This is a genomic window from Rhodococcus sp. JS3073 (assembly GCF_026810085.1).
Taxonomy (GTDB): domain Bacteria; phylum Actinomycetota; class Actinomycetes; order Mycobacteriales; family Mycobacteriaceae; genus Rhodococcus_F; species Rhodococcus_F wratislaviensis.
This window is the reverse complement of record NZ_CP113952.1, coordinates 82,729-103,284: the sequence shown is the minus strand read 5'-3', so window position 1 is coordinate 103,284 and position 20,556 is coordinate 82,729. Positions and strand designations below refer to the sequence as shown.

General features: G+C 61.5%; 15 protein-coding genes and 1 pseudogene. 6 read left to right on the top strand and 10 right to left on the bottom strand.

All coding sequences use genetic code 11. The annotated features are described in order from the left end of the window. The first annotated feature begins 52 nt into the window (after positions 1–52). The 4 genes from OYT95_RS38505 (at position 53) to OYT95_RS38495 (ending at position 5,406) form a co-directional block, all read left to right on the top strand. Positions 53–826, top strand: a complete 774-nt coding sequence (locus OYT95_RS38505) for a gamma-glutamyl-gamma-aminobutyrate hydrolase family protein (RefSeq protein WP_268792852.1) — start codon at positions 53–55, stop codon at positions 824–826. Positions 827–1,171: 345 nt separating this feature from the next. Further along, positions 1,172–1,357 (top strand): gamma-glutamyl-gamma-aminobutyrate hydrolase family protein, encoded by a 186-nt coding sequence (locus tag OYT95_RS44865; RefSeq protein WP_442972609.1) that lies wholly within the window; start codon positions 1,172–1,174, stop codon positions 1,355–1,357. A gap of 929 nt (positions 1,358–2,286) precedes the next feature. After that, positions 2,287–4,530, top strand: a complete 2,244-nt coding sequence (locus tag OYT95_RS38500) for a N,N-dimethylformamidase beta subunit family domain-containing protein (protein WP_268792851.1) — start codon at positions 2,287–2,289, stop codon at positions 4,528–4,530. A gap of 93 nt (positions 4,531–4,623) precedes the next feature. Further along, on the top strand, positions 4,624–5,406 hold the full coding sequence (locus OYT95_RS38495) for an SDR family NAD(P)-dependent oxidoreductase (RefSeq protein ID WP_065493504.1): 783 nt from the start codon (positions 4,624–4,626) through the stop codon (positions 5,404–5,406). 463 nt (positions 5,407–5,869) lie between these two features. On the opposite strand, the gene OYT95_RS38490 is transcribed toward OYT95_RS38495, so the two are convergent. Next, on the bottom strand, positions 5,870–6,352 hold the full coding sequence (locus tag OYT95_RS38490) for a flavin reductase family protein (RefSeq protein ID WP_196775314.1): 483 nt from the start codon (positions 6,350–6,352) through the stop codon (positions 5,870–5,872). 220 nt (positions 6,353–6,572) lie between these two features. On the opposite strand from OYT95_RS38490, the gene OYT95_RS38485 reads away from it, so the two are divergent. Then, positions 6,573–8,936 carry a helix-turn-helix transcriptional regulator gene (locus OYT95_RS38485; RefSeq protein WP_268792850.1) on the top strand — a complete coding sequence of 788 codons (2,364 nt, stop codon included), beginning with the start codon at positions 6,573–6,575 and terminating at the stop codon, positions 8,934–8,936. Positions 8,937–8,994: 58 nt separating this feature from the next. Here the strand turns inward: OYT95_RS38485 and OYT95_RS38480 are convergent, their stop codons facing one another. The 5 genes from OYT95_RS38480 to OYT95_RS38460 form a co-directional block, all read right to left on the bottom strand. After that, positions 8,995–9,294 (bottom strand): hypothetical protein, encoded by a 300-nt coding sequence (locus OYT95_RS38480; RefSeq protein ID WP_268792849.1) that lies wholly within the window; start codon positions 9,292–9,294, stop codon positions 8,995–8,997. After that, entirely contained in the window at positions 9,291–10,745 is a 1,455-nt protein-coding gene (locus tag OYT95_RS38475; RefSeq protein ID WP_268792848.1) for an amidase, read from the bottom strand. Before OYT95_RS38475 ends, OYT95_RS38480 begins: the two co-directional genes overlap by 4 nt. After that, positions 10,745–11,155 carry a tetramethylpyrazine oxygenase system oxygenase component subunit beta TpdB gene (gene tpdB / locus OYT95_RS38470; protein ID WP_081315551.1) on the bottom strand — a complete coding sequence of 137 codons (411 nt, stop codon included), beginning with the start codon at positions 11,153–11,155 and terminating at the stop codon, positions 10,745–10,747. The genes OYT95_RS38475 and tpdB overlap by 1 nt, the downstream gene beginning before the upstream one ends. Positions 11,156–11,157: 2 nt before the next feature. Further along, on the bottom strand, positions 11,158–12,321 hold the full coding sequence (locus OYT95_RS38465) for an LLM class flavin-dependent oxidoreductase (protein WP_081315550.1): 1,164 nt from the start codon (positions 12,319–12,321) through the stop codon (positions 11,158–11,160). A gap of 199 nt (positions 12,322–12,520) precedes the next feature. Next, the gene (locus tag OYT95_RS38460; protein WP_268792847.1) at positions 12,521–13,243 is read right to left on the bottom strand and encodes an ABC transporter permease; all 723 of its coding nucleotides are present in this window, start codon (positions 13,241–13,243) and stop codon (positions 12,521–12,523) included. On the opposite strand from OYT95_RS38460, the gene OYT95_RS38455 reads away from it, so the two are divergent. Further along, entirely contained in the window at positions 13,233–13,553 is a 321-nt protein-coding gene (locus OYT95_RS38455; protein ID WP_268792846.1) for an FCD domain-containing protein, read from the top strand. The genes OYT95_RS38460 and OYT95_RS38455 overlap by 11 nt on opposite strands. 590 nt (positions 13,554–14,143) lie before the next feature. Here the strand turns inward: OYT95_RS38455 and OYT95_RS38445 are convergent. From OYT95_RS38445 to OYT95_RS38430, 4 genes and pseudogenes are all read right to left on the bottom strand, one after another. Then, positions 14,144–15,406: pseudogene (locus OYT95_RS38445) on the bottom strand (ATP-binding protein). A 1,008-nt stretch (positions 15,407–16,414) separates the two neighbouring features. Then, complete coding sequence (locus tag OYT95_RS38440; protein ID WP_268792845.1) at positions 16,415–17,521, bottom strand: pyridoxal-phosphate dependent enzyme; 1,107 nt, start codon at positions 17,519–17,521, stop codon at positions 16,415–16,417. Between the two features lie 125 nt (positions 17,522–17,646). Continuing rightward, positions 17,647–18,906: a M24 family metallopeptidase gene (locus tag OYT95_RS38435; protein WP_268792844.1), complete on the bottom strand. Its 1,260-nt coding sequence runs from the start codon at positions 18,904–18,906 to the stop codon at positions 17,647–17,649. Beyond that, positions 18,890–20,215, bottom strand: a complete 1,326-nt coding sequence (locus OYT95_RS38430) for an MFS transporter (RefSeq protein ID WP_268792843.1) — start codon at positions 20,213–20,215, stop codon at positions 18,890–18,892. Before OYT95_RS38430 ends, OYT95_RS38435 begins: the two co-directional genes overlap by 17 nt. Positions 20,216–20,556 lie beyond the last annotated feature (341 nt).

Genomic DNA, 20,556 nt, shown 5'->3' with positions numbered 1-20,556 from the left:
TTGTCGCGGGTGAATCGATCTTGCACCGGCAGTGCAGGAAGGAGGAATGTCGATGAGCGCAGAGATCCCGGTCATCGCGGTCACGCTCGACTTCGACGAACTGCCCGGGTTCGTCCACTGGAAGGAGATGTTCCGCGGCATCGTCGTTGCCGGCGCAGCACCGGTCGCCATCGACTGCGGGAAACCGCGAACCGACCTCCCCGCGATTCTCGAGTCTGTCGACGGTCTGCTCATCAGCGGGGGAGTGGACGTCGACCCTTCCCTGTACGGCGGCTCACCCGACGACCCGCGGATCCAGAAAATCAATCCCCACCGAGACACGAACGAACTCACCGCACTCGAGATCGCGCGTGCGCGTGGAATTCCCATCCTCGCCATCTGCCGCGGAGCACAGTTGACCAATGTCGCGCTCGGCGGCACGCTCTACGCCGATCTGGCCCGGGACTGGGTCGGGCGCACCGGGCACTGGCACAGCGAGGAAGCTCTGATCGACAGCCTGCACTTGGTGCAGGTGGAAGCGGACACCCTCCTCGCCGACTGGATGGGGATCTACGGGATCGTCCCCGTCAACAGTCAGCACCATCAGGGCATCAAGACCCTGGCTCCGTCGGCGCGAGCGGTCGCCTACACCGACGACGGTCTCGTAGAGGCCTTCGAGATCGCGTCTGACCGCCTCGTCGCGGTGCAGTGGCATCCAGAAGTGCTATGGCGGAACGAGCCGCATGCACTCGAACTTCTCCGCAGCTTCGTCACCGGAAAGAGGGGGGCGAGGAAGCCCGGACCCACGGCGCTGATCGGAGACGGGTCAGCGCACACGGGGCCCTGAGACTTCTGAGGGAGCGGGTCGGAACCGCTGAGATGCAGGAGAGTGAGCCGAAAGAGATCGGCAGACGTCGTGAGGACGCAAGATCGCCGGCGGCGGCCGTGAGCCCGGAACAAGGGCGGCGACGTGCGGCCGAACTGTCCGGCGAGCCAATCAGGAAGCCGATGAGATGGTCCACTGCCGGAGTTCCCACATGTGTTCTCCTGGTCGACTCGACCGTCGATTACGGTGTCGTCGACCAACTCCGCGCCAGCGGGTCGTGTCCCGGGGTGGTGATCACCCGAGTGCAATCACACCTCGCCGAGTGGATGGGAGTCGACGGAATCGTCCGGGTAAACGGTCAGCACCATCAGGGCATCAAGACCCTCTCACCATGCACGACCGGTCGCCTTCACCGACGACGGACTGGTCGAAGCGTTCGCGCTCGAAGTAGAACGGATCATCGCCGTACAGTGGCACCCGGAAGTGCTATGGCGATGTGAAGAACACGCGCTCACATTGCTGCGCAACTTTGTCGCAGCGGTCTCGAGATAACGAGCCGTACCGGCCGACGCTCTCATGGACTCACACAAAGACGAAACGATCAGTTCCGTCAAGACCTGATCGGCGACTACTGCGCGGAAACTGTCAGCGCCCGTGCTCATCGGACGGAGCCTTCTATGGATGGGGACTGCACCTGACGTTGTTTCGTCGTCGTCAGGCCAACGAAGGCCTTCGATTCGCTTTCCAATCCATCGAATCCTGCCCAGAACTGGAAGCTACGCAAGGGTGCGCAGGTACCGGACAACACGCGAAAGAAGGCCGTAAAAGCATGTAGCAGAATAAATACCACGACACTCACTGTCTCCGTTAAGGTCGAAACTGCGATTCCGCAGATCCGGTGAACTGTCACCTCAGGCGCTGTTGCGTTCTGCCGCAGGGAAGTCGCCTGCTCGCGCCGACGCGACTATGTAACCACCCTTTCGGATCATTGACTAGACCCTGTGCAGGCCTGATGGCTTCACGTGCTAGTCCTTGCGGGACCCATCAGACAGACGACAGCGCGGACCATACGCTGATCAAGATCGACATGCGCGTGATGCGTGTTTGCGTTGAATCCTTCCCAAGACCGGAAAACCAACAGAGTGATCCGACCCGTTGCCGCGATGTCTGTCATAGGTGGGCTGCTGTCACGAAACCCCAATTCGGCATTGCATCGGTAAAACTACCGATCCTCAACAGCGACACCTCCGCAATGATTGACGAACTGCCCAACACGACGAATTGGGCTGCCTTACATCCAGTACGGGGCACACAAAGGAACTGCAACGCTACAACCATTGGGAGTATGCAAACGGCGATGTTCCAGGGCGAACGTCCGGAGGGCTCATCATGTAAACGCCAATCAGCTTCGACGGACTGCGGCGCACACCACGTCGACTGGACCCGCTGGGCACCTTCAACCACAAGAGAATGGACACCTCATGAATGCACTACCAGTGCGGGCATACACCGACAAGTTGTCGTACGAGGCCGGTGACGGACTCACTCTTCATGTCGACACATGCTCCGAGTCGGTCGACGTGCGGCTCGTCCGCATGCTCGACTCGGGGAGCAGTAATTCTGATTTGGACTACAACGTGCCGTGGAGCGCGGCTGGTACCTACCACGCATCGTCGCAGCTCAGTTGTGTCGGCTCCTTCATGAGCGGTGATGTCTCACAGACCAGCACTACGGACGAAGTCCAGTTCACACTCGGTGCGTACGTGTGGTCCAGTAACTTTGACAGCCCTCACAGACAGACGATCATCGCGGCAAACGATTCGGCGGCAGTTTCGATCGTCCTGGCAATCGAGGACCGAGCTCTAACGCTCACCGCCATCGATGATGAGGTCGAGTTGTGGTCGGTCACAGCCACCGAGCGCATCATTGATCATTCGTGGTACTTCGTTGCAGGGGCATTCGATGGCTTGTTTGCTCACGTCTGGCTTGAACCAGTGGACAGTCTGTACGGCCGCAGTGGTCATGATCAGAGGCGAGCCAGCGTTGATCGCCTCTCGATCGAAAACGCCACAGTCGGGGCACGGCGGCCTGAGTCGATCGAACGCACCGGTCAGCTCTGTCGGGGCCGGGCTTGTGACAACCTAAATGCAAAGGTCGAGGCCCCTTTTATTGCAAGGCGGGCTCTGCCGTCCTCGGATGTTCGGCGGATGGCGGCGAGCGAGCTGACGCCGGCCGACGTATTTGGTGACACACTCATTGCAGAGTGGGACTTTGCGCCACGCGATGCCCGGGAAGACCGGGAAATCGCTCGCGCACTCGTTGGCGGACAACCGGACGGCTTGTTTGTCAATCTTCCTGCTCGTGGCGTTACAGGACGCCACTTCACCGGGGACGTGATCACCTATACTCAGCGCCCCTCCGAGTTCGCCGCGGCACACTTTCACGAAACAGATCTCATCGATGTCGGTTGGAATCCGACACTTCATGAACAGCTACCTGAGGATCTCGAAAGTGGCGTCTACGGCGTCGTTGTCTCGGCACGAGACGGCTCCGGATCGGACACCACTCCGATTGTGGTAGTGCCGAAAAGTTCTGATCAGAGAAATCGAATCGCGTTGCTGCTGCCCACATTCTCCTACCTGGCATATGCCAACGAGAATCTATTCAACGGCCTTGATACCTCGGCGATGACGGACCAAGAGGTGCTCGTTGCTGCGGAGGACGAGGCTCACGTGGGTGACAGTTCCTTCGGGCTGTCCATGTATGACACCCATCCCGACGGAAGCGGAGTCATCTACTCATCCGCACGACGACAGATCGTGAACCTTCGACGAGGGTACCGGATGTGGCTCAACAACGCCGGACGCGGATTCTCCGCCGACATGTACCTCGTCGAATGGCTAGCACGACAGGGCTTTACGGTCGACGTGATAACGGATCATGAAGTTCACGTACGAGGCGCCGCGTACCTGGATCCGTACGCGACAATCATCTCAGGCTCACACCCTGAATACACCAGCAGGTCCATGCTGACGACGTTGCAGCAGTACCGTGACGACGGCGGAAGCTTGATGTACCTCGGTGGAAACGGTTGGTACTGGGTCACAGGCGTCTACAGTGGGGATCCGTTGATAGCCGAAATCCGTCGAGGCTACGCAGGAATTCGTTGCTGGGAATCCTACCCGGGCGAAGTGACTTTGATGTCGACAGGAGAGCCGGGCGGCTTGTGGCGTCATCGAGGCTGTGCACCACAAAAGTTGGTCGGAGTCGGTATGGCCGCCCAAGGATGGGGGAGTTCGGAGCCGTACTACCGCACCAATGCTCAGCGCCCTGACCTGAAATGGATCCTGGATGGAGTCGAGGAGAACCCCATCGGTTCGTATGGGGCTTCGATGGGCGGTGCGGCAGGAGATGAGCTCGATCGGGCCGACCATGCCTTGGGGACACCTCCAGGTGCCGTCGTCTTGGCGTCCTCGCGCGATCATTCGAACTTCTATCAACGCGCACTCGAAGAAATCGCCATGAACCTGCCAGGACATGGCGGAGGGCAACAAGATCCGGATGTTCGGGCGGATATCGTGTATTTCCAAACGCCCGCCGGTGGGGAAGTGTTCTCGGTTGGTTCTATCGCGTGGTCGGGAGCGTTGCTCCACAACAACGCCGACAACGGAGTGTCACGCATTACCGCCAACGTTATTCGTCGCTTCGTGAACACACGAAGCTGACTCAAGGATCCGCGCATAACCTACGCGCAGCTGGTTCTTGCGGACTCGTCACACGCTGAGGCGAGTCCGCAAAGATCGAGAATAGAGGGAAGTATGGGTACGAGATTAGATCTGAACGGAAAGAGTGCAGTTGTGACGGGAGGTTCCCGCGGGATCGGGCGAGCGGTTGCGATCACGCTCGCAGATGCGGGTGCGCGGGTGACCATCGCCGATCGAAGCGATGCGCTGCGAAACGACGGGCTGTCAACATCGGATGTGATCAGGAGTAGGGGCGGGCACGCAGAATCGGTGCTACTCGACATATCGTCGTCTCCCGAGGTTGACGCGACGATGAACGACATCGCCGGACGACACGGCATCGATATCCTTGTCAACAATGCTGGGACGATCGTATCGGGGACTGTTGCCGAGACGTCGGACGAGTCCTGGCGGGCGATATTTTCCGTCAATGTGGACGGAACCTTCTACTGCACCCGGGCTGCAATCCGGCACATGCTCAATCGCGGTGCCGGTGGAAAGATCGTCAATATTGCATCCGTGAGTGGCCTCCGCGCCAATCAAGGCTTCGCTGCCTACTGTGCAGCGAAAGGTGCTCTCATCAACTTCTCACGGCAGGTAGGGATCGATTACGGGGCGCAAGGGATCAATGTGAATGCAGTTGCACCAGGCTTCGTTGAAACCGAGATGACCGCGATGTACGACGCATCGATACGGCACGCCCTCGAAGCTCAGACCCCGAACGGCAAGTGGGCAACGCCCCAGCAGATTGCCGATACCGTTCTATTCCTTTCATCTGGGCTGTCGGATCACCTCTGCGGAGAAGTCATCGCGGTCGATGGAGGTTGGCTGGTCGGCACACCTGTCCAGGTCGGCTGATCGAATGATCTCGAGCGTCCATCCCGGGACGCTCGAGATCACCTTAAAGCCGGACGCTGAAATGTGGCTGGCGACCTCGTCGCTGTAGGTGACCGAGCCAGCCGTGAAAAGCACTGCGCCCTGCGCGACTCCAGCACGGACTGCGTCGGCAATCAGGCCGGCGATATTCCTTGCCGGCCACCTTGCCCAGATGGCACTGGTCCTGTCGGTTGTACCGTCGAGTGCCCGCCACGCCTGACTGGCGACAGATGCGGGCGCCTCCTCGTCGTGGATCCGCAGCAACGGATGGGGTCGGCGCTGGTGATCGTCTGGTTCAAGGTGCTTAGACTGGTTCGAGGCGGTGCGCAGATTGTCGGCCGAGAGTACATGCGGATAGGTTTCCGCGCGTCCTTCATGCACTGGGGCAAAACGAATTCGAGTACTCGGCGGAACGACAATCAGTGTGAGCGGACCGTAGCGAGCGTCAGTCATGCCGGACCCCGGCGAACTTACTCTTGTGAAATATCAAGGGCATTGAATCGGCGTTGGTCGCGAGCCGTTGAACTTGTACAAGGACGAGCGAATGATCGCCGGCTGGTATCTCCGAGACTGATACGCCTTCGAACCAGGCCGCTGCATCGTTGATGAAGATCGCGTCGTTGTCCGAGACAGTAAACGCGACATCGCTGAGCCTCTGGTGTGCGAGCCCTTTGGACAACTTGGTGCCTACTGACGTGTGCTTTTCTGCCAGGATGCTACCGCCGATGGATCGAGCCTGCCGGAGTACCGGCCAGGTCTCCGATTCGTTCCGAATCGAGATGGTGACCAGCGGTGGGTCGATGGAGACATTCGTGAAGGAGCTGACCGCCATCCCAACCGGTTGAGAGTCGACCACCGCGGCGACCGCCAAAACGCCGCTGGGAATGTGACCGAAGAACGAACGCAAGGTTGGTTGATCGACAGACATTGACCATTCCATAGTAACTCCCAGGTAGTGCGGCGGTGCTTGAGGCGACATGAACATCTAAGAGCCTCGCCCAGCCGACGTAATCGGGGATCGGTCCTATTACCGACACCGGTACTGATCATCGGGCGTCTCCCGATATTGTGACCATCGACACATGCGCGATGAGGCGGCATGATCGGTGGTGTCTGCGCTGGTCCCAAACGGAAGAGGCTGAAGTTTCATGAGCATCAAGAAGCAGCCGCGCAACAGTAACCTCCCGGCGGATGTGACAAGCTTCGTCGGGCGCACCGACGAAATGCGTCGGATCCGTTCGGTGTTGTCCCACGCGCGATTGCTGTCGCTGACCGGAGCAGGTGGCGTGGGCAAAACACGGTTGGCCCGAGCCGTGGGAGCTGACATGCACAGAGCTTTCCGGGACGGTGTCTGGCTCATCGACCTCACAACGGTGCCGGATGGCGGATTTGCAGAGCAGGCGATTCGTGACGCCGCACCCGGCCCGAGGAACGCAGCCTCAGTGGAGGAACAACTTGCAGATCGAGAGTCACTACTCGTCCTGGACAATCTCGACTATGTCGGTGCAGACATCGGTCAGAGGATTGCGGATATACTCGCCCATTGTCCCGATATCAGAATACTGACAACGACGCGATCTGCATTGGGAATTAGTGGTGAGTATGTTCTTCAGGTCCGCCCTTTCGCGGTCGCTGGAAACAATAACAAGGGAGACTCGAAGTCTTCTGACGCCGTCACCCTATTTCGTCATCGAGCACAGGCAGTGACGGGTCTCGGCCCGGTCGATTGGAACGACTCAGAGTTGCTGGAGCTATGTAGTCGCCTCGAAGGCCTGCCCTTGGCAATCGAGCTAGCAGCGCTCCGGACCCGGTCGATGTCCATTCGTGAGATCATCGACGGCCTCAAGGACCGCTTCCGCTTGTTGAAAGGCGGACCCCGAGATTTACCGCGACGTCATCGCAGCCTGACCGCTCTCCTTCAATGGAGCTGGGATCAGTGTAATCTTGGCGAACAGCGCCTTTGGGCGTACTTCTCGGTGTTTGCGGGGTCCGCCACCCTTGATGCGATCATTGACATCTGCGGTAGTACAACAGCAACTGCGCACCCCGCCGAACTGGTGGAGTCGCTCGTCCAGCGATCGATCCTTGTTTGCGAGTACGACGAAGGTGTGAGCAGATTCCGTATGCTCGACTCGATGCGGGAATTCGGCTTGTTGATGCTGTCCGGCGAAGACCGTAACCCAAACAGCTGGCAAACAAATCGAGTTCGGTCTCGGCATATGGAGTACTACCTTGGATACGCGGCGGATGCAGAGAAAATCTGGTTCGGACCGAATCAGCGGAAGTCCAGTACGGGCGTCGGAAAAGAGATCGCGAATATCCGTGTTGCATTCGAACACGCTCTCGACGATTCGCGGACATGCGGTTTGGCGGCATCAGTTGTCGCCGACCTATGGTTCTACTGGATCGGGTGTGGCCATCTACATGAGGGCAAGATATGGGCTGAGCGGGCATGGACTCGGGTAAACGAGCGCGGCGTTCAAAGCGAAGCGCGGACGCTATGGACTCTGGGCTGGATCCTGCTGATCACCGGTGAGGTCGATCGGGCGGAGTGGTGCCTCCGAACCTGCTTGGCGAGCGCGGGACGCGAAAATGACTCGCGATCCGCGGCCTTCGCCACCGCATTGTTAGGCGCAGTGCACGGGTTTCGTGGGGACGCGGTCGCAGCTCTTGCCAGCTACCAAAGCGCAGTTGACGATGCGCGCTCCCGCGGCGACCAGATGGCGACAGCGATCTTCCTCTATCAACAGGCGGAGATATATTGCGTGTTTGGCTATTTCGATCAAGCTGAAGAGTCCTGTAACCAGTGTGCAGAAATTTGCCTCAACAGCGGTGACCGATGGTGTCTGGCGTACATGATGTGGGTTCGCTCACTCATTCACTTCATGAAAGGCGAGACCGAAAGTTCCGGAACGTTGGCTGACGAGGCATTGAGCATCATGGCAACGGTTGAAGACCACCTTGGTGTCACGCTCGTAGGTGAGTTGCTCGCATGGATCGCTACGGCGGACGGCGAATTCCCCAAGGCGGCTGCGCTGCTGGCAGCGACCGGCGCGTACTGGGGTACCGCGGGGTCCCCATTGATGGGGTTCGACCGGCTCCACAGACATCGCGAAACAAGCATGTCCCGACTGACCAGAGAACTGTCCAATGCCGACGTTGCTCGAGCAACCGCCGAAGGATTGCGTGCCGGGGTCGAGGGAATACCCGGACTCGCAAGACCGTCGCACGACGAACTGAATACTCCGTCCACTCTTGCTCGGAATGAACAGACACACCCCTCTCAATCCGATGTTCACGACGCATATCCGGGGCTTGCAGGTCTGACGAATCGTGAGCGGCAGATCGCAGGTCTGATAGCCCAGGGCATGACGAACAAGCAGATTGCCAGTTCCTTGATCATCTCGCGGCGCACGGTAGACACACACGTTGCCCATATCCTGGCAAAATGTGGTGCGCAGCGGCGATCCGAGATCGCCTCCCTGATCACCTCTGAGTCAGTTGCTCGTTAGGCAGCGAACTGGTTTGTGATCAGGGAGGCACCTGGCTTACTGCAGCTGGTCGATCAACTCACTCGATGTGGGCCCGAACGCGGCGACCACCGTCGACCCATCCATGCTGATCTGCGAAGTCGATCATCTTCGTGAGCTTCTCCCTCCACTCCACGTTTTTCGGTCCACGATCGCGGAGTCCATCGATCTCGATCCATAGGTGGTCACCGTCGAGGTGTCCCGCCCCCAACTCCGAGACCGCAGCTTCGAGCGAGTTCGCCACTGCCGCCGTTGGACGCACAGCGAGGCTTCCGAAGTTGTTCACCTCATCGACTGACATGCTATAGCCCTGGCTGCCGACGTCGATTACGACAATCATGTATCCCTCCCAATATTCTGGATGTGGAGTTTCGGCCGCCGATCAGACCACGGCCGTGCTTGCTCGAGTGCTGAGGCGGTCCGGATGAGGAGGTCTTCTCTGAACACCGCCGCTCCAAGCTGCACTCCGATGGGCAACCCAGCAGTGCTGACACCGATAGGTACATTGACCGCTGGCGCTCCGACGACGTTATAGAGAGCGCATGTTGGGTAGTACTCCGCGCACTTGCGCACCCATTCCGCGGCGTTGTAGGAATCGTTGTCTGCATCGAAGTAACCGAGTGTAGGAGCCACTCCAATTGCGGTCGGTGTTAACCATAGGTCCCATTCCTCGAAGAACGAGCCCATAACCCGACTTGCCCTGTTGTAGATGTCAAAGGCACGCCCAAGGTCGAGTGGGGTCAGATGTCGACCCGCATCGGCAGAAGCAAGCGTTGTTGCTTCGAAGTGCTCTCTCCTCACATTTCCGGCCGATGCCTCGAAAAGAGGAACTACCGCTGAAGCCGTGCCGGCACACCAGGTGACGGTGAGTGCGGAAAGGAAATCCTCCCAGTCGATTGGAGGACGCACATACTCCACGTGGTGACCCATTTCCTGAAGCGCCGACATCGTCGATTCGATCACCGTGACCACCTCGGGGTCAACGGATCTGGAACTCCATGAGTCGGCGCAGACTGCGATGCGCAGAGGAAACTCCTCCTGCGGTCTCAGCTCATCCACGTAGGGCCGGCCGGGCCCTGGCGCGGCATACTTCTCACCCGGAGCATTGCCATGTACGGCGTCGAGAAGGAGTGCCGTGTCGCGGACTGTTCGAGTGACAGCAAACTCTGTGGCGTTTCCGTACATCACCTCCTGAAGGTCTGGGCCGATAGGGATACGGCCCCTGCTTGGCTTCAGACCCACGAGTCCGGTATGACAGGCGGGTATCCGGATGGACCCGGCCCCGTCATTCGCGTGTCCGATCGGAACCGCACCTGCTGCAACGAGTGCGGCGGAACCGCCACTGGATCCGCCTGCGCTTCGGTTGGGATCCCACGGGTTGTGGGTGGGGCCACCCCAACGTGGCTCGGTTCCCACACTCAGCGCAAACTCGGGTGTTTTAGTCGTTGCAATTGTCGCGAGTCCGGCGTCTCGAAACCGGGACATGAGTAGTGAGTCGTGACCGAAAACGGCGCCCTCCGCGAGAGAAGCGCTGCCAGAGTGGACCGGCACCCCAGCAGCATGACAAAGGATGTCCTTCAGGACGAACGGCACTCCCGCAAAGACCCCTGATCGCGACGATTCGAGAGGCTCGTCCCATGGTCCTTCGACCACTGCCTTCAGCCTCTTGTCGGTTGCGGTGACTGCTTCAAGGGCCGCGGCGTGCACTTCTTCCGGTGTCACATGTCCAGATACGATGAGCTCCGCCAGTCCGGTTGCATCCTCAGACGAGTACTCTTCGACGCTCAGCATCAGTACGACACCCCGGGCGTCTCCATATCGGGGATTGTCGTCCAGATATCTCGATGCATCAACCACGTGCCATCTGGTTGTCGCTTGTGGACGATAAGATAGTGACTCTTGGATTCGGTGCGACCATCCGGGGTTTCGAACTCTCCGATTGCTTGTCCTTCTTCGATGGAGAAGTTCTCGTCAGTGCTGAGGGTGACAAGCTCGACGGTTTGACGAACGAAACCCTGCGCCAACCAGGAAGCGAACTCCTCCTGTATTGCGGAACGCCCTGTTACCACTCTTCCGGTCGGCAAAAGCAACGCACCATCGTCGGTGTACAATTCTGCGAACGTCACAGGATCTCGATTGGCGATCGCGGCCACCACCCGATCGTGGACGGCCGCAAGCTCAGGTCTCCTGAATGGCGCCATGGCTAGGCATTCCCTGACACAGCGGTCTTCTCATAGCTGGCGACCTGGCGAGGGTCACCGGGCAGCAATCCGACAGGCCCGCTGCGGAGAACACCACCCGGGTTGCTGAAGTACGGAATGACGTAGCGACCGAAATGCTCGATCGACTGCATAATCTCGTCGTGAGTTCCGCCATCGATGCGAAGGATGATTTCATCGGCGCCCATCTCCGCTGTGCGCTGCACCTGCTGCACGCAGTGTTCGGGGTCGCCGACCAGAACGGTTGGTCCGCACTCACGGAGCCAAGCCGCATCGTCAGCATGCTCTCTGAGTTCGGCGAAACGGGTGAAACCGCCATACTGCTCGGGGGAGCGCTCCGCGAGTTGGACGTACACATCGTTGATGATCATCTGAGCGAACATGAGTAGATCATCTTCTGCATGAGCCAGAGCCTCGTCGTTGGTCTTCGCGCAGCGGGCGGTCATTACACTGCTTGCAGCCGATTTCACGACATACTTTCCCACGGGGTTAATATCGTCTGCCGGAACGTTGTTGTACGCGTCCAGGTAGGTTCCGAGCGTGTCCCAGCCGAGATACAGGTCTGAGGTGATCATGCCCAGCCCCCGCCGCCGAGCATCGGCCGCAGATTCTGCGCCCTGTGCAATCTTGTACAAGGGGGGATGGGGCTCTTGAAGGCTCTTGGGCGACAATCGTCGTTCCGGAATTGTGCCCCAGTACTTACCCTCGTGACTGAAGGTGTCATTGCTCAGTGCTCGTACGATGAGCTCGAGGGCCTCTTCGGAGCGGCCCTTTGTCTCCTCCAGTGACACACCGAAAGCGTCCAACTGAAGCAAAGTGTTGCCGCGCGCCGTTCCGAGCTCGATACGGCCGTTGGAAAGGATGTCCGTCACCGCTGTTTGTTCCGCAATGAGGATGGGATGAATAGCGGAAACCAGCCTGCTCATGTACCGAAGGCGGATGCGGTTAGTTTTCAGTGCAACAGCCGTGTACAGGCACTCTGGAGACGGTGTGACGGCGATGTCATTGAAGAAATGATGCTCGGACGTTCCCCAGCCGTAAAAGCCCATCTCCTCGGCGAATACGGCTTCCTCAATCATGTCGAAGTATCGACGATGATGTGTCGTGCCGCGACGCGTACCACACTCAGACATCAAGATGAATCGCATGTGACGCTTACCTCCACTTGTTTGGTCTACCGACGCCAGCCAGCCGGCTCACCTCCAGAATGCAGGTTCGGCTACGGATGGGAATCCGCATTTGTACCTAGCCGCTACTGATTCCGCCGTTTCAAGTCGCTTAGTATGATCTGTACTCAAACTCCGGTGGCGCCGGAGTGATTCCGTTTTGCGTTCCGCAGGAGCGGGTTCATGCACGGGAAGCTGGCGGCGCCACGATGTGGGGTCGCCAGCTTCCCGCCGTGGAGCGGCACCATCGAAGCGTGACGGAGAACTGCGTCGGCGGCAGGGAAGGTGTCTGCGCGGAATAAGGACGTCGGGTGTCGCTGCCAGGGTCGGTTGAGGATGCCAGCTTGACTCGCGCTCTCAGCCTGCTGGAGCGGCAGCGAATCATGATGCACCTGCGCACGGTACGGATACCCGCGACGGTGTTGAGGTAGACGGGGAAGATCACGCCGAGCATGACGAGGACGATCTTCGGCAGTTCCCCGATGCCGAACGCGGCGATCAGCAGCGGCACCAGCGCGAGGTGTGGCAGCGCCCGCAGCATCTGCAGGGTGCGGTCGACGAGCCCCTCCGCGATCTTCGAGAGCCCGACGAGGAAGCCGAGCAGCAGGCCGAGGGAGGCGCCGAGGGTGAACCCGATCAGGATCCGGCGCACACTCACCAGAAGATGCCACTGCAGTTCGCCCGACGTCCACAGCTGATCCGCGGTGGCGAGCACCGTGCTGGGCGGGGGAAGGATCGACGGGGATATCGCGCCGGTCGACGACGCCCACTGCCAGCCGAGGATCAGCAGAACCGGAACCACCCACGGCAACAGCACCGCGGGCCGGCGGCGGCGCGGCGCCGACGGGCGGTCGCCGGGAGGTGAGGTGGCGCCGCGGCGCGGTGCGACCTGGGTGTCAGACATATCGGACCAGGCCGTCGAAACCCCCGACCCCGCCACCAGCCTGGCCCTTCACAACGAATGGCACGGTGCGCTGCGCAGCGCTGCACACAACCAGACGATCGCCGAATTGATGGATCGACTCGACGCCCAGCTTCGGGTGTACGACGCGGAAGAAGCGCAGGCCGAATCGAATCTGCAGCAGATCGAAACCGAGCACCGCGATATCCTGGCCGCCGTCCACGAGGGCCACGCCGAGCACGCACGGCTTCTCATGATCGCGCACCAATCCCGCACCCGCGCCCTGCGGATCGCCGCGATGGCCAGATGCTGACAGCGCGTGGCCCGCTGGGCGGCGGGTCGCAAACCGGGCGGACGTCGAGAACGTCGACGGTGACCGGTCCGCACGCAATCGCACAGGACGCGAGCCACGCCTGCATCGCGGACACCTCGGGTCCCGAGCGGCGTCGTGGCGCGGCGGATGATCGAGTGGTCGGAAACGAACACGTCGAGTATCTCGGAAACCCTGTCAAAACTGCGGTGGGTATCTGCACGGTGGACCGGGACGCGGTCGTGCACCTGGGGCCCAGATTCTTCGACCCGGCTGCATTTCGAGCGGTGCGGTTCGATCGACGCGGATGCGGGCGGAGACCGCCGGAGGATGCTCCCGGGGCCGACTTGTCGGTCAGCACGACCGCGCATCCGGCGGCCGACATCGGAAGGCTACCTGAGCATCTCGGGATCGAGTGGTCGGTGCGCTAGTGCCGGACGGGGCACCGACGCGATGACCCGGAGACCTGTATCCGTACTTCGCCCACGTCCTCGACGACACGGACCTCGGCGAGCGGAGGGACCGTATCGGCCGCTGCTCAGGACCCGCCCAGCGTTTAGTGCGACATGAGGGTGGTGGCGTATGTGTCGGGTTCAGGTGCGGGCGTGGTTGTCGATGTCTTCGGTGAATTCGCTCATCATGTTCGGGGTGAGGGTGGGGCGGACGGTGCTGATGACGTCGAGGTAGTCCTGGGTGCTGGCGTGGCAGCGGCCGCCGGAGTCGACACTGCACTCGAAGGTCGCTTGCGCGGCGGTCCGTGCCGCGTGGGCGACGTCGGCGGGCGTGTAGCCGTCGGTGGCGGCGACGAGTGCGGATACGTCGACGTCCTCGTTGCCGAGGTAGCGCTCCCACAGGGCGTGCCGGGCGTCTGCGTCGGGTGCGCCGATGGGTAATACGTAGTCGAACCGGCCGTGTCGCAGGAACGCCTCGTCGAGTGCTCGAACGGAGTTGGTGGCGCATACCAGGAGCCGGCCGCCGCGCTCTCGGAAGGTGACGATCGATTTGAGCAGTTCGTTGACCACGCCGACGGATGGTGAGCCGGGGTGTCGCCGGGAGGCGACTTCCTCGACCTCATCGATGAAGACGACGACGTGCTGGAGTTCGTCGAGCGAGGCGAATGCGTCACCGATGCCGACGGCGAGTCCGTTTCCGTTCGTCGCGAGCCGGGAGGGGAACAGTTCGACGAAGGGCCAGCCGAGGCGGCTGGCGATGGCTCGGGCGAAGGTCGTCTTGCCCGTCCCCGGCGGACCGAAGAGCACCACGGCTCGCGGCGCTGTCACGCCGTGGTCGGCGGCGAGCGCGGGTCGCGACAGTGGCAGAACGATGCGGCGTTCGATGAGGGATTTCTCGTCGGTCATGCCCGCTACCTGTTTTTACAGTCCGGCCGGTGGGACTCCGCCGCCGAGGCGGGTGAGGACGGCCGCCGTCTGTGGTGACACGGTTTCGGTCTTTTCGTAGTAGGTGACGCCGCTGCGCGCTCGGAAGCTGGAGTTGGTCAGGGCGGCCGCGCCGGTCTCGCCGTCCGGGAGGAGAGCGGACAGGCGCCGTACTCCTTTGGCGAGGAGTCGGTGCTCGAGTTGCGAGAGCAGGGCGCTGCCGAGGCCGCGGTGGCGCCAGTCGGGGTGGAGGGAGATGCGCACGATCCATGCACGGTCCTCGTCGACGCGGCTGATCGCGGTCCCGACCACCTTCCCGTCAATTACTGCGACCACGGCCGGGTGGTGGTTCGACAGGCTCGACACCACATCCGACAGTCCGAACAGTGGCGGTTGGTCCGTCGTAGTGGAGTCGGTGTCCATGCGGACCACTGCGTCGAGGTCTTCGGGTGCGAAGTCTCGGATACTCCAGGCGTCCATGCAGCGACCTCCCGGACGTGGTGGCGGAAAATTATCAGGATACCCCCGGCGGTGAACCTCTCGACGGGTGTCTCTACATGGTTTCTGTCAAGCAGCTGCAACGATGGTGCTCGGTAGTAACCACCGAACAACGGTAGACCCGACCGCGCTCTTCGGGGTGGCCAAGGAACGGGGTACCCCTGCGCCCGGCTGGGCCGGTTGGGGGGTTGGTGGGCCGCGCAAGACATCTCACCTGGAGGCGGTGTCAGCGGTGGGTACGTGTTGGTTCTGAACCGCAGCGGTGGTAATCGGTTCGACGCCGACCTGGGGTCCACCGAACGGTCAGGTGAGCAGCTGTTCCCCGAAAACGGCACCGTCGGCGAGCGTCACCGAGGACCGTCACGCCGGCCTCGTCGTCCTGCTTGCCTCCGTAGCCTCGGACGCATGAAGTGCTGACCCACATCGGATGCCGGGGCACGCGTTGGCTGCAGATCTCCCGGCTCACGTTGCGGCAACCGAGTCTAACGCCGCACGCGTGGGAGGTGAGCAACCGTCCGCATGAGGACGACCATCAAGCGTGAAGGAAGTGGTGGTGATGGTCAAGGTTCCCGCTCGTCGCGTCCCCGTCCCGGCGCGGGGAGTCCCCGGAGGGTGGTCCGATCGCTCGACAGCGAAATTCCAAAGCGTCTGTCGCGCAGCCGCGTATGTGCTAGCGGCCGTACTTAGTTGCGTCAATGCGCATCTATGGCGGTTTTAAGATGGTCCTTGTCCTGTTCTTGTTCGACTACCCAAGGATCAGCTGTTGAGGATCGTGCCGGTCGACGACCAGCACGAGGTGTGGGCTGCGGCGCTGGCGTCTGTCGCAGACCGCTCTCAACATGGCCGTGGAGTCGCTTTGGGGCGAGTCACCCCCGGACGATCCTTCGCTCGTTCAAAGGTGAAGGACCTGTTCGGTCCGGCCGCTGATATCCACAGCGGTCGGACCGAACATACGGTCTGTCGCCGCCATTAACCGCTGTCGGAACTGCCCTACAGGACCGTCCGCAGCGCGGTGATGGTCGGTTCAATCACAGGGATATCAGCCCGCTGGGCACTCGTCTCGGCCGCTGACTTCAGTCCACTCGAGGTGATGACCAGGACGATCTGGTCCTTGCCGCTGAGTGCCCCAGAATCGCGCAGCTGTACAGCCACAGCAAGGCTCATCGCCGACGTGGTCTCGGCATAGATTCCAGTTGTACGGGCGATGAGTGCCTGTGCATCAAGTATTTCGCGGTCGGAAACCGGTCCGGCCGCGGCCCCTTCGGTCCGACGGATCGTCGCGAGCGTCTGGTATGTCCCGACCGGCGTTCCCGCGGAGAACGCGAGCGTCGGTCGCCGCTCGATCTCTGGGACAACGTCCCCGCAGTCGTTGCGGATCCCCCGTGCGTGCGGGCCGAGGGCTTCCGCGGCGATCATGCGTGGCAGGGCGTCGATGTGGCCGACGGCACGGAGTTCTTCGAAGCCACGTGCGATACCTGTCAGCCCATCACCGTACGCGGTGGGCACGATGACCTTCGACGGCGAACCGCCGAGCTGCTCGAACAGTTCGAACGCGATCGATTTGTACCCCTCGATGCCGTATGGTGGCGAGCCGATCGGCGGCCCGGAATAGCCGGAGACCGGAAACCAGCCGAACTCCTCGATCCCCGCACGCATCACGGTCCATCGATCCGGAATGGTCGGCAGCGCAATGACCCGCGCTCCATAGACGCGCATCTGCTCCACCATGAGTACGGAGGCGCTGCGCGCGGCGAGTACCACGCACTCAAGGCCCGCCGCGGCAGCGTACGCCGCTGCAGCGGCTCCGTGGTTTCCGGTGGAGGCAACTACTACTGTTCGTGCCCCCATCTCGACTGCTTTGGTGATGGCGACGGCGGCCAGGCGATCCTTGTATGACGACGTGGGGTTTTGACTCTCATCCTTGAGAATGACCGAGCGCACGCCGAGATGTTTCGCTAGCGCCTCAGATCGGAAAGCGGGCGTGTTCCCCTCACCCAGGCTGACGGGACGAGAAGTGGGTGCGATCGGATAGCCTGCGCGCCAACGGAAGATCCCCGGCTCGTTGGGATCGGCCGACGCTACTGGGTCGTAGTCCAAGAAATTGGTGTGCAGGTTAACGGGGACTCCGTCTGCCGCACACGACCGGCAGCCCCCGACCCCGAACTCCTCTGCGACTAGCCTCGCGCAGCGTGGACAGGCCATTTTTCCGGTGTAGGGGCTGGTCACGAGACGACCCGCAGGTCTCGGGTGCTGATTGTGAGGCTCTCGCAGCCGTCCTCCGTAATCACCAGGGTGTCTTCGACCATCATGCCGCCCCAGCCGAGCACATAGTAGGGCGTCTCCACGCAGAGTACGTTCCCAACCTCGAGTACGTGGGTTTCGTCGGACGCCACCCGGAAGCCCTCGTAGATCTGCTGGCCGATCCCGTGCCCGGCGTGCTGGCGCCGATACGGCTTGATCACGCCGGCCGCCTCGACGGTTTCGATGGCCTCGTTGAACAGCTGTGCCGCAGGCACTCCCGGTGCGGCGATCTCGATCTCGCGCAACTCGCCGGCGAGGATGGCGGCATAGCGATCACTTTGCAGGGCCGTCGGCTCACCGATGACTGCGGTGCGACCGATATCGGAGCGGTAACCGTCGTAGTCGCAGCCGATATCGAAGCGAAGCAAATCTCCCTCTCGAACTACCGCATCGGTCGAGAACTCATCCGCCAGTGCCGACCGGACGCCGGTGGTGAGGGTGATGAACTTTGGGATGGCACCCCCCTCGGACATGGTGCGTGCGACGATCGCGGCCAGTTCGTTCTCAGTAACCCCAGGCCTCGCCGCCTCGATCGCCGCGGTGACCCCATTCTCGGCAAGTCGCGCAGCATGGCGGAGTCGATCGACCTCGCCGGGGAGTTTGATGCTCCGAACGGACTGCAGCCAGCCGCTGGCGTTGCGGAAGGATGCCCCGGGAAGTGCATTCACAAGGGCATCTCTGACCTCGATCGAGCAATCCTCATTGTCGACTCCCACGACACCTGCCGAGGAGATCAGCCGAGCGGCGTAGGCCACTGCGGAGCCGAGTGAGGCCTGCTGGGGCGCCGTCTGCAATGCGGGGTGATCGTCGACGATCGAGTCGAAAAAGAACGTGCCATACGGGATGTAGCGGTCCGGAGCGAAGCCGCCAGCGATTGCGGGCGCCGATTCGGCGGTGCCCCCCACAAGCAGGACCGTGTTCGTCGTGACGATTGCCGCCATCCGCTGGGCCCGGCGGTTGACACCGGGCGCGCTGCGGTAGCCCGTGGCGTACTGAATGTTCTCGAAGCCGCAGCACACGAGCGCATCGAAATCGGACTCGGCGAGTTGAGCCTGCAGCCGCTGCAGGCGTGCGACCGTGATGTCGTCGAACTGGGGGAGGGTCGGGATGGATGCTGTTGCGGTGGTCATACCAATCTCTTTTCTTAGCAATCGTTTCGGGCAATCAGTGGACGGCAGCAACCGGTGCTGGCGAGCCCTCTGCCGGCTTTCGCTTAGGCTGGTTGTAGCCGCGAACTGTCGCGACGCAGAAGATGCTGATGCCAACTGCGATCAGGCCGTAAATCGTGATTGCTGTGGACGAGCCGGTCGTGTCGAGCAACATGGCCGCAACGAACGGGGCAATGCCGCCGCCGACGATGCCGGCCAGCTGAAAGCTGAAGGCCATGCCGCTGAACCTGGTCTCCGGCGGGAACAGCGAGGCGAGAAGGCTGGCGTATGGGGCCCAGACCGCCTTGGCGGCAATGCCATTGGTGAACACCGCAGCGGCGATCGCAAGGCCGGGCCGGCCGGTGTTCAGCAGGGGGAAGTACGCTCCGACGCCGATTGCGAGTCCGACCAGGCCGAACAGGGCCAGCTTTCGCACACCGATGCGGTCAGCGAGCATGCCCATGAGCGGTGTGGTGACGACCGCGAGGCCGGCGGCGCACATGGTGGACATCAGAATCACCGAGTCGGACATCAGATTCTGTTCCTTGACATAGATGATGGCGAAGACAGTGACGATGTAGAACGCCACGTCGTTGCCGATCCGGCAGCCCATGGAGAGCAGGAACGTCACGGGCTGCTGGCGCAGCACCGTCAGCAGTGGGGTGGGTACCGCCTCGGTCGTCTCCATTCGCTGCTCGAACTCAGGGGTTTCCGTGATTCGCAGTCGCAGCCACATGCCGATGGCGATGATCACGAGGCCACCGAGGAACGGTACGCGCCAGCCCCACGATATGAACTGTTCGTCGTCGGTGAACGCCTTGGCGAGCCAGAACGCGCCGTTGGCGAGCAACAGGCCAAGTGGATCGCCCGCCTGCGGGATGCTTCCGAAGAAACCCTTGCGCTTACTACCCCCCTCCTGCTCGACTGCGAGCAGTACCGATCCGCTCCACTCACCGCCGAGCGACAGGCCCTGGATGATGCGACAAACCACGAGCAGCGTGGGCGCCCAGATGCCGACCTGATCGAAAGTCGGCAGCAGGCCTATACCTCCGGTAGCCGCGCCCATGGCGAGCAGGGTCACGAGAAGCACCTTGCGGCGGCCGATGCGGTCGCCGAAGTGACCGGCGATGGCGGCGCCGATCGGGCGTGCCACAAAGCCGACCGCGAAGGTCGCGAAGGCACTCAGCGTGCCCGCAACGGGGGAGCTGTGTGGGAAGAAAATCTGGGGGAATACGAGCGCAGCCGCGAGGCCGAAGATGATGTAATCGTAGAATTCGAGCGTGCTGCCCACCAGGCTCGCTTGCAGCGCGCGGCGCTGGCTTTGGTGCGATTGCGTAGCCACTTTTCCTCTTTCGTCCATAATCTCGACGCGAGACGTTCGCGTCGTGTGATCGATGTCACGAGTATGGGGACTAACTAATCATTCACACAAGGTGAATATTGTGAAGTAATTGCGTCACTCCTTCTTCCGATTTTGGCGGTTATTATTCTTGACCTGCGGAGACTGCGCCTCCTGCACGAACTGGAGCGGCTCGGGGCCATCGCGGCAGGAGCCGCCGCACTACGCTTGGCCCCCGTCCGGCGTCTCGCAGCAACTGAGCCAGGTTGGAGACCACCGGCGTGAAACTGCTCGAGAGAGTGGGCCGCAAGTCCGGCTTACCGCCGAGGGGCAGGTGCTAGTCG

Excerpts from the sequence above, each read along its gene's own strand:
- OYT95_RS38505 (WP_268792852.1), top strand. The coding sequence starts at position 53 with ATGAGCGCAGAGATCCCGGTCATCGCGGTCACGCTCGACTTCGACGAA.
- OYT95_RS38500 (WP_268792851.1), top strand. The coding sequence starts at position 2,287 with ATGAATGCACTACCAGTGCGGGCATACACCGACAAGTTGTCGTACGAG.
- OYT95_RS38495 (WP_065493504.1), top strand. The coding sequence starts at position 4,624 with ATGGGTACGAGATTAGATCTGAACGGAAAGAGTGCAGTTGTGACGGGA.
- OYT95_RS38490 (WP_196775314.1), bottom strand. The coding sequence starts at position 6,352 with ATGTCTGTCGATCAACCAACCTTGCGTTCGTTCTTCGGTCACATTCCC.
- OYT95_RS38485 (WP_268792850.1), top strand. The coding sequence starts at position 6,573 with ATGAGCATCAAGAAGCAGCCGCGCAACAGTAACCTCCCGGCGGATGTG.
- OYT95_RS38480 (WP_268792849.1), bottom strand. The coding sequence starts at position 9,294 with ATGATTGTCGTAATCGACGTCGGCAGCCAGGGCTATAGCATGTCAGTC.
- OYT95_RS38475 (WP_268792848.1), bottom strand. The coding sequence starts at position 10,745 with ATGCTGAGCGTCGAAGAGTACTCGTCTGAGGATGCAACCGGACTGGCG.
- tpdB (WP_081315551.1), bottom strand. The coding sequence starts at position 11,155 with ATGGCGCCATTCAGGAGACCTGAGCTTGCGGCCGTCCACGATCGGGTG.
- OYT95_RS38465 (WP_081315550.1), bottom strand. The coding sequence starts at position 12,321 with ATGCGATTCATCTTGATGTCTGAGTGTGGTACGCGTCGCGGCACGACA.
- OYT95_RS38460 (WP_268792847.1), bottom strand. The coding sequence starts at position 13,243 with ATGTCTGACACCCAGGTCGCACCGCGCCGCGGCGCCACCTCACCTCCC.